Raw genomic sequence first — 13019 nt, 5'->3', positions numbered from 1 at the left:
CTGGCGGCGTCCAGGATCCGCTGAGATGTCATGAAGCTCACCTACCCTCGGTCAGTTTGTTCGCTATATTGCTAACCAGTAGTCAGTCTAGTGCCCTGGAGATGATCCGCATGCGGGCCACAGTTGGATCGAAAAGGAACATATGAGTGAGCAATCGGGTCCGGCCCCGCGCATCCTGACCACGCGGGAACTGGAACAACTCCTGGGGGAGCAGCAGTTCGGCGTGCTCGCCACCGTCAAGCGCGACGGCCACCCGGCCATGTCGACGGTGTTGTACCGATGGAGTGCCGCCGAACGGGTCATCCGGATCTCCACCACCGCCGGCCGCCTCAAGGCCCGCCAGGTCCGCAACGACCCGCGCGTCGCCCTGCACGTACGCGGAGACGACGTGTGGTCGTTCGCCGTCGCGGAGGGCGAGGCTCAGCTGACCGAGCGGCCGGAGGAGTTGCTGGCGTTCGCCGGCCAGGTGGATGACGCACCGGCCTTCCTGGAACAACAGGCACGCGAGCAGCGTGTGATCATCAAAATCTCCGTGTCCCGCCTGTACGGCACCGCCCTGGACGTCAACCCGGCACCGTGACACCTCACCACGAAAGGACGCCGCACGTGTTTCGCAGGCCGTTGATCGCCCTGCTGGGGGCATGGTCTCTCGTCGCCCTGCCCGCCCCGGCGACCGCCACCACGCAAACCTGGACAAGGGGGTGGGCGGCCGCCGTACAACATCCCAGCCAGAGCGAGTGGATCTCCAACTGGGCCTACGCGGGGTTCGGGAACCACTCCGTGCGCCAGGTCGTCCGCGTCGGTGCGGGTGGTTCGAGCCTGCGGCTGCGGCTGTCCAACGTGTACGGCACCGCCCCCCTCCGCCTGGCCGGCGCGAGCATCGGCAGGTCGGCGGGCGGCGCGACGGTGCGACCGGCGACCATGCGGACGGTCAGGTTCGGCGGATCCGCGTCCGTGACCATCCCCGCGGGCGGGCACATGGCGGCCGACCCGGTAGACCTACGGGTGAGAGCCGGCGAGCACGTGACCGTGACCCTGTATCTCAAGGACCGCACCGGCCCGGCGACCAACCACAACCTCGCGGTCGCCACCTCCTACCGGGCCACCGGCGACCACACGCGCAACGCCGGTGCGGCGCCGTTCGCCGAGCGGAGCACCTCCTGGTACTACCTCGCCGGCCTGGACGTCTCCGGCCGCCGCCCGGCCAAGAGGGAGACCATCGTGGCCTTCGGTGACTCGATCACCGACGGCCAGGCCGCGACGACGGACGCCGACCGCCGCTACCCCGACGTCCTCGCCCAGCGGCTGAAGCGCGCGGGCCGCTCGGAGGTGGTGCTGAACAGCGGCATCGGCGGCAACCGGGTACTCAACGACTCGGCGTGCCTCGGCGAGAGCTTCCTCAACCGGTTCCGGCGCGACGCCCTCGACCACCCCCGAGTACGGACGGTGATCACGATGGGCGGCATCAACGACATCATGCACGGCGACACCGCGCCATCGACCTGCACGACGCCGAACCCGAAGGCGACCAGCGAAGCCCTGATCAACGGCTACCGGCAGCTGATCCGCACCGCCCACGCCGAGGGCGTGAAAATCATCGGCGGCACCATCCCGCCCTTCAAGGACTCCCCGCTCTTCACCGACCACGGCGAGTCGGTACGCGACGCCGTCAACGAGTGGATACGCGGCGGCGGCGAGTTCGACGGTATCGTCGACTTCGACCGCGCACTGGCCGACCCGGCCGACACCGACCGCCTCCGCCCCGCCTACGACAGCGGAGACCGCCTCCACCCGAGCGACGCCGGCTACCGGGCCATGGCCGAGGCCGTCGACCTCGCCGCCCTCTAATCCCGGGGGGTATATCGGACTACTGCATTCAGTATGTAAGATCACACCCGAAGTGGAGGGGAGTACTCCTTCGCGGCCGCGTCGTCATCACGGACCCGCCCCCGGGGCCCGGCGCGGTCGGTCCGCGACATCGCGGGCGGAGAAGACCTCCGACGGACGTGCCAACGCCAAGTCGGAGGAGCTTTCATGCCCCCACCCCTGCCCGTGCCCGCCTGGCTGTGGGCGGCCACCATCGCCACCCTGCTCGGACTGATCCTGCTTGATCTGATCATCGTCAACCGCAGACCCCACAAGGTCACGATCGCCGAGTCGGCGCGATGGATCGCCTTCTACATCGGCTGTGCCGCCGCCTTCGGCGCAGCCGTGTGGATCTTCGGCGGCGATGACCACGCGGCTGCCTACATCACCGGCTACATCACCGAGTACACGCTGAGCGTGGACAACCTGTTCATCTTCATGCTCATCATGGCGAACTTCGCCGTGCCCGCCATCCACCAGCACCGCGTCCTGCTCATCGGGATCATGATGGCGCTGGTCATGCGGGGCGTCTTCATCGCTGTGGGCGCGCAGGCCGTACAACGTTTCAGCTGGGTGTTCTGGCTCTTCGGCGGCATTCTCATCTACACCGCGTGGAAGTTCGCCTTCGACAGCAAGGACGACGACGAGTACGACCCCAACGGCGGCGTCGTCCGCCTGGTGCGCAGGCTGTTCCCGGTCACCGACGTCTACCACGGCTCACGGATGACCATCAAGCAGGACGGCCGCCGCATGCTGACCCCGATGTTCATCGTCATCATCGCCATCGGCGGTGCGGACCTGGTCTTCGCGGTCGACTCCATCCCCGCGATCTTCGGCATCACCCAGGACGCCTACCTGGTCTTCGCCGCCAACGCGTTCGCGCTGATGGGGCTCAGGCAGTTGTACTTCCTGCTCGGCGGCCTCGTGGAGAAACTCGTCTATCTCACGTACGGCCTGGCCGTCATCCTCGCCTTCATCGGCGCGAAACTCGTGCTGCACGCGCTGCACGAGAACGAGCTGCCGTTCATCAACGGCGGCGAACACGTCACCTGGGTTCCTGAGATCAACAACTGGATATCGCTGGCCGTCATCGTCACCGTTCTCGCCGTTACGACGGTGGCGAGCCTGGTCAAGTCCAGGCGCGACGGCCGCCGGACCACCGAGCCGGCCGTACCCGAGCACGCCGACCAGCAGCGGGACTGACGATCGGGCAGGCCCGCCGACCGGCGGGCCTGCCTCGAACCTGTCACCGTCGGATGAGAAGTCCGATGGTGTTCATTGTCCCGGTCTGGGCAGCAGGCAGCCGGGGCGGTTCAGGTCGATAGCGTTCCCCGGCGCGACGCACGTGGTGAGCCAGTACGTCTGGGTGCCGTAGGCGGTGGCCTTCTTCGCGGTGATGACGCCGTCGCGGTCCATCTCGCACGGGTTGTTCAGCGTGCACCTGCCGCCGTCGCGGTTGCTGGTGTTGTTGATCCCGACGATCTCGCCGCTCGCCGCGTCGAGGACCGGGGAGCCCGAGGTGCCGGGGCCGGTCTTGCAGGCCGGCGTGTAGCGCAGGACGTCCTTGGTCATGTAGCCCGACTCCAGCACACGGTACGAGAGCCGGTCGAGGGCGCATGAGTAGACCTTCTTCAGGCTGCCGGAGACCACCCGGATCTTGCTGCCCGGCTCGGGGCGCCGCGCCGAGATCGTGAGCGGGCGGACGCGGTGGTCCCGCTCCAGTTGCCGGTAGGTCGTGCCGAGCTGGTACAGCGCGAGGTACGCGGTCGCGTGCCTGATCGGGCATTTCTTGCCCATCAGGTACAGAGCGTGGCCGTGTCCCTCGTAGATGACGCTCACCGAACCCGGGACCATCCGGGTGAAGCTCTCGGTCACCACCAGGTCGCCGTGGACGCTTCCCGCGCCCAGGAGCGGCGGCAGGCCGTCCGGCAGGAGCGGGCGTGACGGGTTGGCGACCTTTAACGGCCAGCCCGTGCACCCCAGGCCGTCGAGCCGGACGGAGCCGAGATTCGGCAGGGCCTTCTCCGCCGCGCGACGGTAGGTCCGCAGCTCGGCATGGCCGGCGTACCCGCGACCGTCGCCACAGGTCATCGCCAGGACGCCGGGCATGGCCCAGACGCGGGTGTTGCCGAGGACCCAGGCGCCGAACCCGGACCCGTCCCCCCGCCGCGCCTTGTCGACCGACTCGGCGAAGGTCAGCCAGTTCGCGTGGTCCGGGCCCGGGTCGGTCGGGAAGGCGAGCTGCCGCAGTTGCCATCCGGTCATCTCGCCCTCGCCGAACTCGGGGGAGGTGGCCGAGATCGGCTCGCGGTCGGCCGCGCGGACGAGTGCGCGCCATACCGCTCCGGGGTCCTCGCCGTGCAGCGCGCAGGCGGGAGTGGCCGCGCACCAGCCGGTGAACGCCCGGAAATTCCGCTCGAACGCGACCGAGACACGGAGTACCTGGTCGTTCCAGCCTGCGGAATGGTTGACCACCCCGTCGACGTACAGCGCCCGGATCCGCTGCGGGAACAGGCGCGCGTAGGCGATGGAGGTCACCCCGCCGTAGGAGTTGGCCATGAAGCTCAGCCGCTCCTCGCCCAGCGCCGCCCGGATCGCCTCCATGTCCCTGGCCACCGACACGGCATCCAGGTGGGCGAAAAGCCCGGTCGGATCCGCTCGCTGACAGTCGCGGAACGCCTTGGCCATCACGGCGGCCTGGGCGGCGAACCGCTCGCGACTGCGGGGATCCTCAAGAGCGGTGCCGGGCTTCAGGCAGATCGCGGGCATGGTCTTGGACCAGACGTGGTTGCGCGGCCGGTAGCCGACGAGGTCGAAACGGCGGCCAAGTTCCCGCAGGTCGGGCGCGGCCCGTTTCAGATCGTCGATGCCGCTGCTCCCTGGGCCGCCCGGGACGCCCAGAATGCTGCCGATCCGCCGCGCGGGCTCGGTGGCGGGCAGCCGGACCAGATCCAGCCGGACCGTCCGCCCGCCGGGCGCGGCCCAGTTCACCGGCACGTCGAGCGAGGCGCACTCCATGGGCGCGGGAAGCTCCGCGTCCGAGCACGCCCCCCAGATCAGCCGCCCGTCCCTGTGGGCCGCCTTCGCCGCCGGCGACCCCGCCGCCAGGACCACCGCGCCGGCGAGAATCGCAAAAGCCCTCTTCATGACCGCCACCTCCGCATCACCGGTCGAGCACGGTCTGCCCGACGATGCTGTACGGCCCCGCCGAGTTCGGCCATCACGGTGCCGCGCTCGCGCGAGCCGGCCGGCGTCAACCTCGGAGCGGGTGTAATCACGACTTCCAGTCTCAGCCGCCCCGAGCCGGAAATCCTCGTCCACATGGCGGATCACCGGCTGGGAGCAGACTCCCAGCCCCACCCCCGACCATGGGAGGACGCGCGGAAAGTTCGGCGGTAGGCCAGGGGGATATGCCGAGGGCGGTGTGCATGTGCTGGCGTAGCGAGGCCGTCGTGCCGGATCCGGCGCGGCGGGCGATCCGGTCGATGGAAAGGTCGCTGGCCTCCAGCAGGTGGCGGGCGAGTTCCACCCGCTGCCGGGTGAGCCGGTCGCCCGGCCGCCGAGGGCCTCCTGCGCGCCGAGATCGACGGCGTACTGCCGCTGGAGCAGGCCGCGGAGGCACATCGGCGCGGCGAGACCGGCCGGACCACCGGCGAACTCGTCCTCGCCGTGGCCAACGAGACGGGGACCGGTTGAAGGGCGACCCGATCTCGGAGTGGGTGGACAATCAACGCCATGCCACGAACGCTTGTGATCGGGTTGGTCTTGGCGTTGACCGCCTGCTCCTCCAGCACTGCCCTGGCCCCGCGTCCTGATCGGGGGGTGAGCGTGGAAATGCGCAAGCAGATGCTCATCGCGGAGTGCATGCGGCAGGAGGGCTTCACCTACGTTCCCTTCGAGGCCCGACTCGCCGACACCTCCGCCGTCAGCCGCAGGGAACTGGCCGCCCGACGCGGCTTCGGAGCCTTCGCCCATCTGGCCGTTCCCGATGACCCGGTGGCCAACCACTGGCTCGCCTACGACAAGGACCCCAACATTAAGCTCCGCCAGGCCTTGTCGCTCACCCAGCGAAGGGCATGGGCGCAGGCTTTCGGACGCTGTTTCGTCGTCGCGGTCAAGAGGCTCACTGGCAAGACCGTGAAGGATTTCGTGGACTACCAAACGAGCTACGGCAAGGAGGTCCAGGCGGCGGTGTCCCGCGAGCTGGATACCGACCCCTACCTGCTGCGGCTGGCCAAGGCCTACAGCACCTGCCTGAGCGCCCGTGGAGTGAGGCACGCGTCGAGCAAGCCGACCGAGATCACCGCCGCCGTGAGCCGCCCCTTCCACGACGAGCTCCATGCGATCAGCGGTAAGACGAAGAACGGCCTGCCCGTCGTGCCGAACATGTCGCCCGAGGCCGCCAAGCCCTACTTCGAACGGGAGGTCAGGGCCGCCCTGATCGACGCCGACTGCGGTCAGACGTTCAGGAACGCCTACTTCCCCCGGCGCGCCCAGCTCAGCGCACCCTACGCGAAGGCGTGGGCCATGCCTGTCCGGGGCTGACCGAAGCGACCTCGCGGGAGGCCGTGAACTATCCGGAATGCTGGTCAAGTCGCGTTTCAGGGCTCTTCTCGATCAGTTCGGCGATCGACCGGCCGAGGCCGCGCGTGACGGGTCCTCCGTCGCTCAGTCCGAGCTGGGCAGCCAGGTCACAGGCGTGCAGGTCGACCGCGGCCTCGATGAGTGCGGCGAGGACTTCCGCCGTGCTCCGTGCCCGGTACCAGCTCGTCAAACCCAGGACCACGGCGGCGAGGAGCGCCGGCCACCAGATCGCGCCGAGGATGAGATAGAGGAGCGCCCAGCCGCCGAGCCGGGCGGCGGCGGCATGGCTGTCCTGCACGGCGGTGATCTCCGCCCGGGGCGGGTCCGGGAGGAGCAGCCACAGCCTCGGCCACACGGCAAGCAGATCGAGGGCGTACGCCCGGCGCACGCGCACGGTAAGCGCGCGGAAGCGGTCGCCGATCCAGGTCGGCCCGGCGGGGGGTTCGAGCGAGACGGCGTCCCGGCGGCCCAGCGCGGCGACGGCCGCAGGAGGCAGGCGGACCGTTGACCGGCCGCTGGGTACGGACGCCGCCAGCTCCCGGGTGATCCGGGCATCCTCGCGGTCCCAGCGCGCCCTGCGCCGCCCGGTCAGGAAACGGGACAGCCGGCGGCCCTCGGGCCGGTGCCAGGCCCACTCCAGTGCCCGGCCAAGGACCGAGGCGAGGAGCCCGGCCACGGCTGACGCGGACAGAACGCCGGCGGAAACCAGCAGAATCGCACCCATGCTGGCAGAGACGGGCTCGGCCGCCATGCGATCGATCCACGAAGCCAGCCAGGAAACGTTCAGGGCGTGACGGTGGCCCAGAACTCCGGCGACCGTACCGGCGAAGAGGTAGATCAACCCGGGCAGGACCAGCAGCGTGGCCCAGCGCTCGGCGAGCTTCGCTCCGATGCCGGCGAGAAAGCTGTTCATGACCTGAACTGGAGCTTTTTCAGTCTCTGTCCGGTGATCGCGCAGACCGCCCCTTCTACCTCACGAACCCTCAGAAGGCGGGCACAAGCCTTGAAGGCCGGGCAGACCCATGCGTCGATCGCGGAGGTTTGTTGCTTGCCGGGGAGCTTGCGGTAGATCCGTACGGGGTGGGTTAGATAGCCGTGCCCGCTACGGGCCATCGCGTCGTCCAGCGCATCGAGGTCGCGCTCAAGCTGCTCGTCGTCGGCCCGCTGATCGTCGCGACATACCGCGGCTTCGATACGCGCCAGCGTCCTGCCCACACCCGCGCTCTCCGCGATGTCACGCAGGTACGCCCCATTCTCGCCCAGGACCACGCACAGGCGATCGACGCGGGCAGGAATCTCGGTCATGCCGCCCCATACGGATCTTGAAGATGTCCCTCGGGCAAAGGCGTATTCACGGGAAAGTGTAGGGGGCGCCGATGCGTCCGGCAGGAAAACCGATCGTACGGCGTGCGGGAGGACACGTGCCGGAGGACGTCGAAAGTCTCGTGAGGCGGATACGCGAGCGTGTCATTCACTGCCGGGATACGGGGCGTCCCGATCGCGTGGTGGGTTCTGACGCGCTGGCCGAGGCCGCCGCCCTGATCCGGCTCACCGACGGTAAAGGCCTGTTCGGTCGAGGGGCCGCCGGTGGCCGCCACAAAGCCGCGTGGAGCGCACTGGCGGAACTGTTCTGGCTGCGGTTCGCGGCGCGCCCGGAGGCCGACGAAAGCCTGACGGATCTGGCGAGCGCGTTCGCGTTCATGCGCCGAGCTCCGGCGGCGACGCCTTACTTCATTCGGGTGGGAATGGAACGTCATCGTGCCCACATCGACCGGTACGCGGCCGGAAACGCCGGCGATCACTCCGAGCGGCTGGCCCGCGCGGACGATGTGGTCAAAGGCCGACGGGCCGAACCTACTCGCGCGGAGTTTCAGCAGGCGGCCGAGGATTATCGCTACGTCCTGCGCTACACGCCGATCCTTTCCCCTGGCCATGTCGAGTGCCTTGGCAACAAAGTCCTCGCGGTGATGTTGGGCAACGAGTGGGACGACCCCATGATCTCCGAAGTGGAACGGGATCTTCGTCAGATCCTTGCGATCGAGGCAGCGGGAATGCCCTGGCGGGTGGCCGCTCTGTCGAACCTCGTCACCTGTCTGCAGTTTCGCTGGCACTGGCGGGTCGAAGACCCCGCCATCCTGCGCGAATGCGCGAGTCTGGGATGGGAGCTGGCGAATTCGCTGCCTGACGACTCGCGCATACGGCTGGAGAACTCGTTCATGACGGGACGAGTGATCCACGGGCTGTGCGAAAAGAGCGGTGACACCGAGCTGTCCGTGGTGGCGGTCACGCTCCTGCGCGAGGCCGCCCGTGCCGCGGACGAGCGGAACGACACGGCCATGCGCAGGGTGATCGCGGACGTGCTCTCCACGGCACTTCTCCAGCAGTACCGCGTCGGCGACAACCTGGCGGCCCTGCGCGATGCGCGAGAGGAGTCCATCCTCGCGATCCCGCCGTTCGGCCACACCGGTCGGGCCGAGGCACTCGTCCGCCGGATGATCGTCTGTTGCGAGCTGGTCGCCAGGACCAAGGACGTGGAGCTGATGCGGGAGGCCGAAACGATGGGCCGCAGCGCGCTTCAGACCCTCGGCGAAGACGACCCCGTCCGCGTCAGGGTCCACGACAACCTGGCGGAAGCGCTGCGCGGACTCTTTACGGCGACCGGCGACCGGCAATGGTTGCAGCAGGCGGTGATCGAGGCACGGGACGCCGAGGCCGCATCCGCTTCGGCTGAACCCTCTGAACAGGCCATACTCCTGGCTCGCCTGTGTGACGTCCTCCTGGTGCTGTACGAAGAGCAAGGCAACAGCCGCGATCTCGGCGAGGCGATCGAGGCGGGCAGAAGGGCGCTTCAGGTGTGTCCGCCGGATGTTCCGGCCCGCACCTCGTGCCTGACCATTCTTGCCAAAGCGATGTACCTCACCGGTGACCGGACATCCAGCCGGGAGGCGAGCGAAGAAGCGGTGGCCTTGGCCGAGCAGGCACTGGCCACGTGTGAGGTGGCCACGGAGCGACGAACCATCGCCCTTCGGCTCACGGCGTATCTCTGCAGGCTGGGCCGTTCTCCCGGGTACGCCCGGCGCGCCGTCGACCTCGCTCACCAGGAGCTGGCGGCACTGCCACCGGAGTCGGCGGAACGTGCTCCGTTCCTGGCCAACCTGGCGGCCATCCTCGGCCTCGTCGCGCAGAGTCAGGACGACCCGGCGTCCACACACGAGGCGCTGAGCGTCGCGCGAGAAGCGGTGGCGGCCGCTCCTGGCAACGGGAGCGCGCATGCCAACCTCGGACTCATCCTGCGGCGGCTGTACGAACGCACACCCACGAAATCCCTTCTGGACGAGGCATCCGCCGCATTCACCAGGGCGGCGAAGGAAACGGGTCTCCCCGCGATGACCCGCATCCAGCTGTACCGGAATCTGGGCTGGGCGCACATGACGGCGGGTGAAACGGAGAATGCCCAGCGGGCTTTCGAGCAGGCCATCACCCTGCTCCCGCATGTCTCGTCGGTGCTGATCTGGCGCCACGATCGGCAAAAGGCCCTGGCCGAGACCGCTGGTCTCGCGGCGGAGGCAGCCTCGGCCGCGGCGGCGGCCGGCCATCCTGAACGGGCGGTGGAACTCCTGGAAAAGGCGCGAGGGACGCTCCTGACCGAGACCATCGACCGGCGGGGCCTGCTGGCCGGCCTGGCCGTTCAGAACCCGGGGTTGGCCGATCTGTTCGGGCGCTTGCTGCACAAGGCAGAGCTGTTCGAGCGCAACCCCGACGAACTCGCCCTCTTGCGCTTCGAATCGGAAAAGGATCATCCAGAAACGCAGGGACCCCGTACCGGAGGCCGTAAGCCCAACCCCGGCGGCGACCCCGGCGAACTCTGGCGGAGCGCATTCCTGGGGCTGGACGTTCTGCGGCAGGAGTATGAACGCGCCTGGGGACCCATCGTCGGAGCGGTCCGCGGTGTCAGCGGCTTCGAAGACTTCATGCTTCCGCTCTCCGCCGAAGCCCTGCGAAGGCAGGCTACGGATGGGCCGATCGTGTTCATCAACGTGAGCCGCTATCGCGGTGACGCGCTGATCATCACTCCGAAGAGGATATTCAGCCTTCATCTGCCGGATGTGGATGAGCCGGCGATCATCGCGCAGGTGAACCGGCTGCACGACACGCGGGCCCGCCTGTCGTCGCATTCTCTTCCGGAACGGCGGCGCGCCCAACAGGACATGTCCGCGGTGCTGGGCTGGCTCTGGGACCACATCGCCGGTCCTGTACTGGACGCCCTCGGCTTCACCGGCCACGATTCATCCGCACCGCCGCGAATCTGGTGGTGCCCGATCGGCGTGGCCGCCCCTTTGCCCCTGCACGCCGCGGGGCATCACCATGACGGCCGAATCCCACGTCGTACGGTGCTGGACCGCGCGGTCTCGTCCTACACTCCCACGGTCCGGGCCCTGCGCTACGCGCGAGCCACCCGGACACAGAAATTCTGGACCGGCAGACCGGGAGCTCTCATCGTCGCGGTCCCCGAACTCCCCGGCGCGGAGAAAGACCTGCCCGCCGCCCTCGCCGAGGCATATCGCGTGCGCGACCACATCCCGGACTCTCTCCTCCTCAGTAACTCCGCCGCCAACCACGACGCCGTCTCAACGGCGTTGGAGTCCCATGGCATCGTCCATTTCGCCTGCCACGGCGTCAGCGACTGGAGCCGCCCCGACTGCAGCACGCTCCTGCTTTATGACCACGCCGACTGCCCGTTCAGACTGACCACTGTCGCGAACAAACATTTGCCGGGGGCGGCTCTCGCCTACCTTTCGGCATGCGACACGACACACGCGCTCCCACAGTTGCACGACGAGGCCATTCACATCACCTCGGCATTCCAGCTCGCCGGCTATCGCCACGTCATCGGCACACTGTGGCCCATCGACGACCAGGCCGCGCTGGAAATCGCCGACGCCTTCTACACCGCCCTCACCAACGGCGGCACAGCCCCGCCCGACGTCGAACACGCGCCCGCCGCACTGCACCGCGCGGTGCGCGAACTACGCGACAAGTACCCCGGCAGCCCCGCTCTGTGGGCCGCACATATCCATGCCGGTTCGTGAAGAGTCCGAGCTGGGTACTACCGTCGATCCGGTACGGCCGAAGCCAGCCTGACCGCGAGAATCAGCACCGCCACCAGGGCCACCGCGACCAGGGGAAGGCCCAGCAGGAAACTCGCGCGCCACGACATGAGCTGGGCGACGATCATCCCGAAGAGCACTCCCGCACCGAGGCCCACCAGGACGGCGGCGGCGGGAACCGGGATCGCCTTCCACAGTTCGGGCCCGGGGAACGCGGCCCTGAGAAGGCCGGTCCCGGCCCACAGCACGACCGCTCCGGCCAGTGCCTGCAGGACATGGCCGCCGATCAGCAAGCTGGGCATGGGGGTGAACGCGCACAGCACGGTTGCCAGGCCGAAGACGACCAGCCCCAGGGCGATCGACACGGTCAGCAGCACCGCCTGGCGACGGGGCGCCGGAACCAGCACGCCCAGGAACGCGACCAGATAGCCGTAGGTCCCCACCTGCATGATCGCGGGAGGCGCCGCAAGATCGGTGATGACGATCGGCATGATCGCGATCGCCATCGTCGCGTAGACGGACACGAGTAAGGCGCAGAAACTGAGGGCGACGAGCAATGGCCAGCGTCCGGACATGCCGGAAACCCTATCCGCGAGTGATCCGGCCCGAAACCCAGGGCTGGAACGACGCATCGACATCCCGTCGTCAGAGGCATTTCTGCGTGGACGCGGCGGCGGTCGCGGTCTTGCCGTCCATCGCCGGGCGGGTGATTTCCTTGGCTGTCAGCACATACCCGCGGGGCTCGCGAAGGTCACTGGCGAAGACCATGCCGGAAAGTGTTCCGTCGGATCTGAGCAGGGGGCTGCCCGTGCCCCCTGGCTTGACGGGTGCCTGAACGATGAGGACTTCGCGGCGGATCTGGCGTTCGTGGTAGATGTCCGGGCCATGCGCGGTGAAGCCGCGCCCGACGCTGCCCGATGTCTTGGCGAGGTCCCCTCCGCGTGGATAGCCGGCGAACGTGGCGCTCTCGCCGGGTTCGATGGGGCCGAAGACCAGCTCTCGCGCGCGCAGGCCCGGCACCCGCAGCACGGCGACGTCACGGCCTGGGTCGAAGAGGACGACCCTGCCCTCGTAGGGCTTCCTGCCCGGTGCGCTCACCGCGATCGAGCCGGTGGTGCCCGCCACGAAGTGCGCGGTGGTCATCACTCGTTCAGGCCCGTAGGCGAAACCCGTCGCTTCCGGCCGGGTGTTGTCGCAGGCGGGGGCGATACCTTTCAGCTTGACCACGTACGAGAGTGGATCCGGCCTGGGGAAGGCGCTCTGATCCCCCGGCGCGGCAGTGAGGACGATCAAGGTCGCTCCGAGCGCGGACAGCCTCTTCCCGATCATCTGCGGGATCTTAGTGAAGCGGGCCGTAGTGAGGTGTGAGCTAGGTCACAGTTGAGGTTGACCTTGGGTCAGGGTGAAGGCTCGGCAGCACGACGCCGACCAGGACCCAACAACCTCGAAGGGCAGACCACC

At 68.5% G+C, this 13019-nt stretch carries 11 protein-coding genes; 6 read left to right on the top strand and 5 right to left on the bottom strand.

What is annotated here, in order from left to right:
- The first annotated feature begins 142 nt into the window (after window positions 1-142).
- The 3 genes from ACFWY5_RS52750 to ACFWY5_RS52740 all read left to right on the top strand — a co-directional run bounded on the left by ACFWY5_RS52750 (window position 143) and on the right by ACFWY5_RS52740 (window position 3069).
- Window positions 143-580, top strand: a complete 438-nt coding sequence (locus ACFWY5_RS52750) for a pyridoxamine 5'-phosphate oxidase family protein (protein ID WP_379639582.1) — start codon at window positions 143-145, stop codon at window positions 578-580.
- A gap of 26 nt (window positions 581-606) precedes the next feature.
- Complete coding sequence (locus ACFWY5_RS52745; RefSeq protein ID WP_379639581.1) at window positions 607-1848, top strand: SGNH/GDSL hydrolase family protein; 1242 nt, start codon at window positions 607-609, stop codon at window positions 1846-1848.
- Between the two features lie 186 nt (window positions 1849-2034).
- Window positions 2035-3069, top strand: a complete 1035-nt coding sequence (locus ACFWY5_RS52740) for a TerC family protein (RefSeq protein WP_379610179.1) — start codon at window positions 2035-2037, stop codon at window positions 3067-3069.
- A 72-nt stretch (window positions 3070-3141) separates the two neighbouring features.
- Here ACFWY5_RS52740 and ACFWY5_RS52735 read toward each other — a convergent pair whose 3' ends face one another.
- Window positions 3142-5013, bottom strand: coding sequence for an alpha/beta fold hydrolase (locus ACFWY5_RS52735; protein WP_379639580.1), 1872 nt, complete (start codon window positions 5011-5013; stop codon window positions 3142-3144).
- A gap of 423 nt (window positions 5014-5436) precedes the next feature.
- Here ACFWY5_RS52735 and ACFWY5_RS52730 point away from each other — a divergent pair, with 423 nt between their 5' ends.
- Entirely contained in the window at window positions 5437-5562 is a 126-nt protein-coding gene (locus ACFWY5_RS52730) for a zinc-binding dehydrogenase (protein ID WP_379610458.1), read from the top strand.
- Between the two features lie 126 nt (window positions 5563-5688).
- Window positions 5689-6411, top strand: coding sequence for a hypothetical protein (locus ACFWY5_RS52725; RefSeq protein WP_379639579.1), 723 nt, complete (start codon window positions 5689-5691; stop codon window positions 6409-6411).
- A 28-nt stretch (window positions 6412-6439) separates the two neighbouring features.
- On the opposite strand, the gene ACFWY5_RS52720 is transcribed toward ACFWY5_RS52725, so the two are convergent.
- Both ACFWY5_RS52720 and ACFWY5_RS52715 read right to left on the bottom strand, forming a co-directional pair.
- Complete coding sequence (locus ACFWY5_RS52720) at window positions 6440-7363, bottom strand: hypothetical protein (protein WP_379639578.1); 924 nt, start codon at window positions 7361-7363, stop codon at window positions 6440-6442.
- On the bottom strand, window positions 7360-7755 hold the full coding sequence (locus tag ACFWY5_RS52715) for a hypothetical protein (protein WP_379639577.1): 396 nt from the start codon (window positions 7753-7755) through the stop codon (window positions 7360-7362). The genes ACFWY5_RS52720 and ACFWY5_RS52715 overlap by 4 nt, the downstream gene beginning before the upstream one ends.
- Window positions 7756-7871: 116 nt before the next feature.
- Between ACFWY5_RS52715 and ACFWY5_RS52710 the strand changes: the two genes are divergently transcribed.
- A complete protein-coding gene (locus ACFWY5_RS52710; protein ID WP_379639576.1) occupies window positions 7872-11540 on the top strand; it encodes a CHAT domain-containing protein in 3669 nt (1222 codons plus the stop codon).
- Window positions 11541-11557: 17 nt separating this feature from the next.
- On the opposite strand, the gene ACFWY5_RS52705 is transcribed toward ACFWY5_RS52710, so the two are convergent.
- Window positions 11558-12133 (bottom strand): hypothetical protein, encoded by a 576-nt coding sequence (locus tag ACFWY5_RS52705; RefSeq protein WP_379639575.1) that lies wholly within the window; start codon window positions 12131-12133, stop codon window positions 11558-11560.
- A gap of 70 nt (window positions 12134-12203) precedes the next feature.
- Window positions 12204-12887, bottom strand: coding sequence for a trypsin-like peptidase domain-containing protein (locus ACFWY5_RS52700; RefSeq protein WP_379639574.1), 684 nt, complete (start codon window positions 12885-12887; stop codon window positions 12204-12206).
- Window positions 12888-13019 lie beyond the last annotated feature (132 nt).

Origin of the sequence: Nonomuraea sp. NPDC059007, from assembly GCF_042740555.1 — a bacterium.
GTDB lineage: Bacteria > Actinomycetota > Actinomycetes > Streptosporangiales > Streptosporangiaceae > Nonomuraea.
The sequence above is the reverse complement of the archived record's forward strand: the minus strand, read 5'-3'. Positions and strand labels throughout refer to the sequence as shown.

Excerpts from the sequence above, each read along its gene's own strand:
- ACFWY5_RS52700 (WP_379639574.1), bottom strand. The coding sequence starts at position 12,887 with ATGATCGGGAAGAGGCTGTCCGCGCTCGGAGCGACCTTGATCGTCCTC.
- ACFWY5_RS52740 (WP_379610179.1), top strand. The coding sequence starts at position 2,035 with ATGCCCCCACCCCTGCCCGTGCCCGCCTGGCTGTGGGCGGCCACCATC.
- ACFWY5_RS52720 (WP_379639578.1), bottom strand. The coding sequence starts at position 7,363 with ATGAACAGCTTTCTCGCCGGCATCGGAGCGAAGCTCGCCGAGCGCTGG.
- ACFWY5_RS52705 (WP_379639575.1), bottom strand. The coding sequence starts at position 12,133 with ATGTCCGGACGCTGGCCATTGCTCGTCGCCCTCAGTTTCTGCGCCTTA.
- ACFWY5_RS52715 (WP_379639577.1), bottom strand. The coding sequence starts at position 7,755 with ATGACCGAGATTCCTGCCCGCGTCGATCGCCTGTGCGTGGTCCTGGGC.
- ACFWY5_RS52735 (WP_379639580.1), bottom strand. The coding sequence starts at position 5,013 with ATGAAGAGGGCTTTTGCGATTCTCGCCGGCGCGGTGGTCCTGGCGGCG.
- ACFWY5_RS52750 (WP_379639582.1), top strand. The coding sequence starts at position 143 with ATGAGTGAGCAATCGGGTCCGGCCCCGCGCATCCTGACCACGCGGGAA.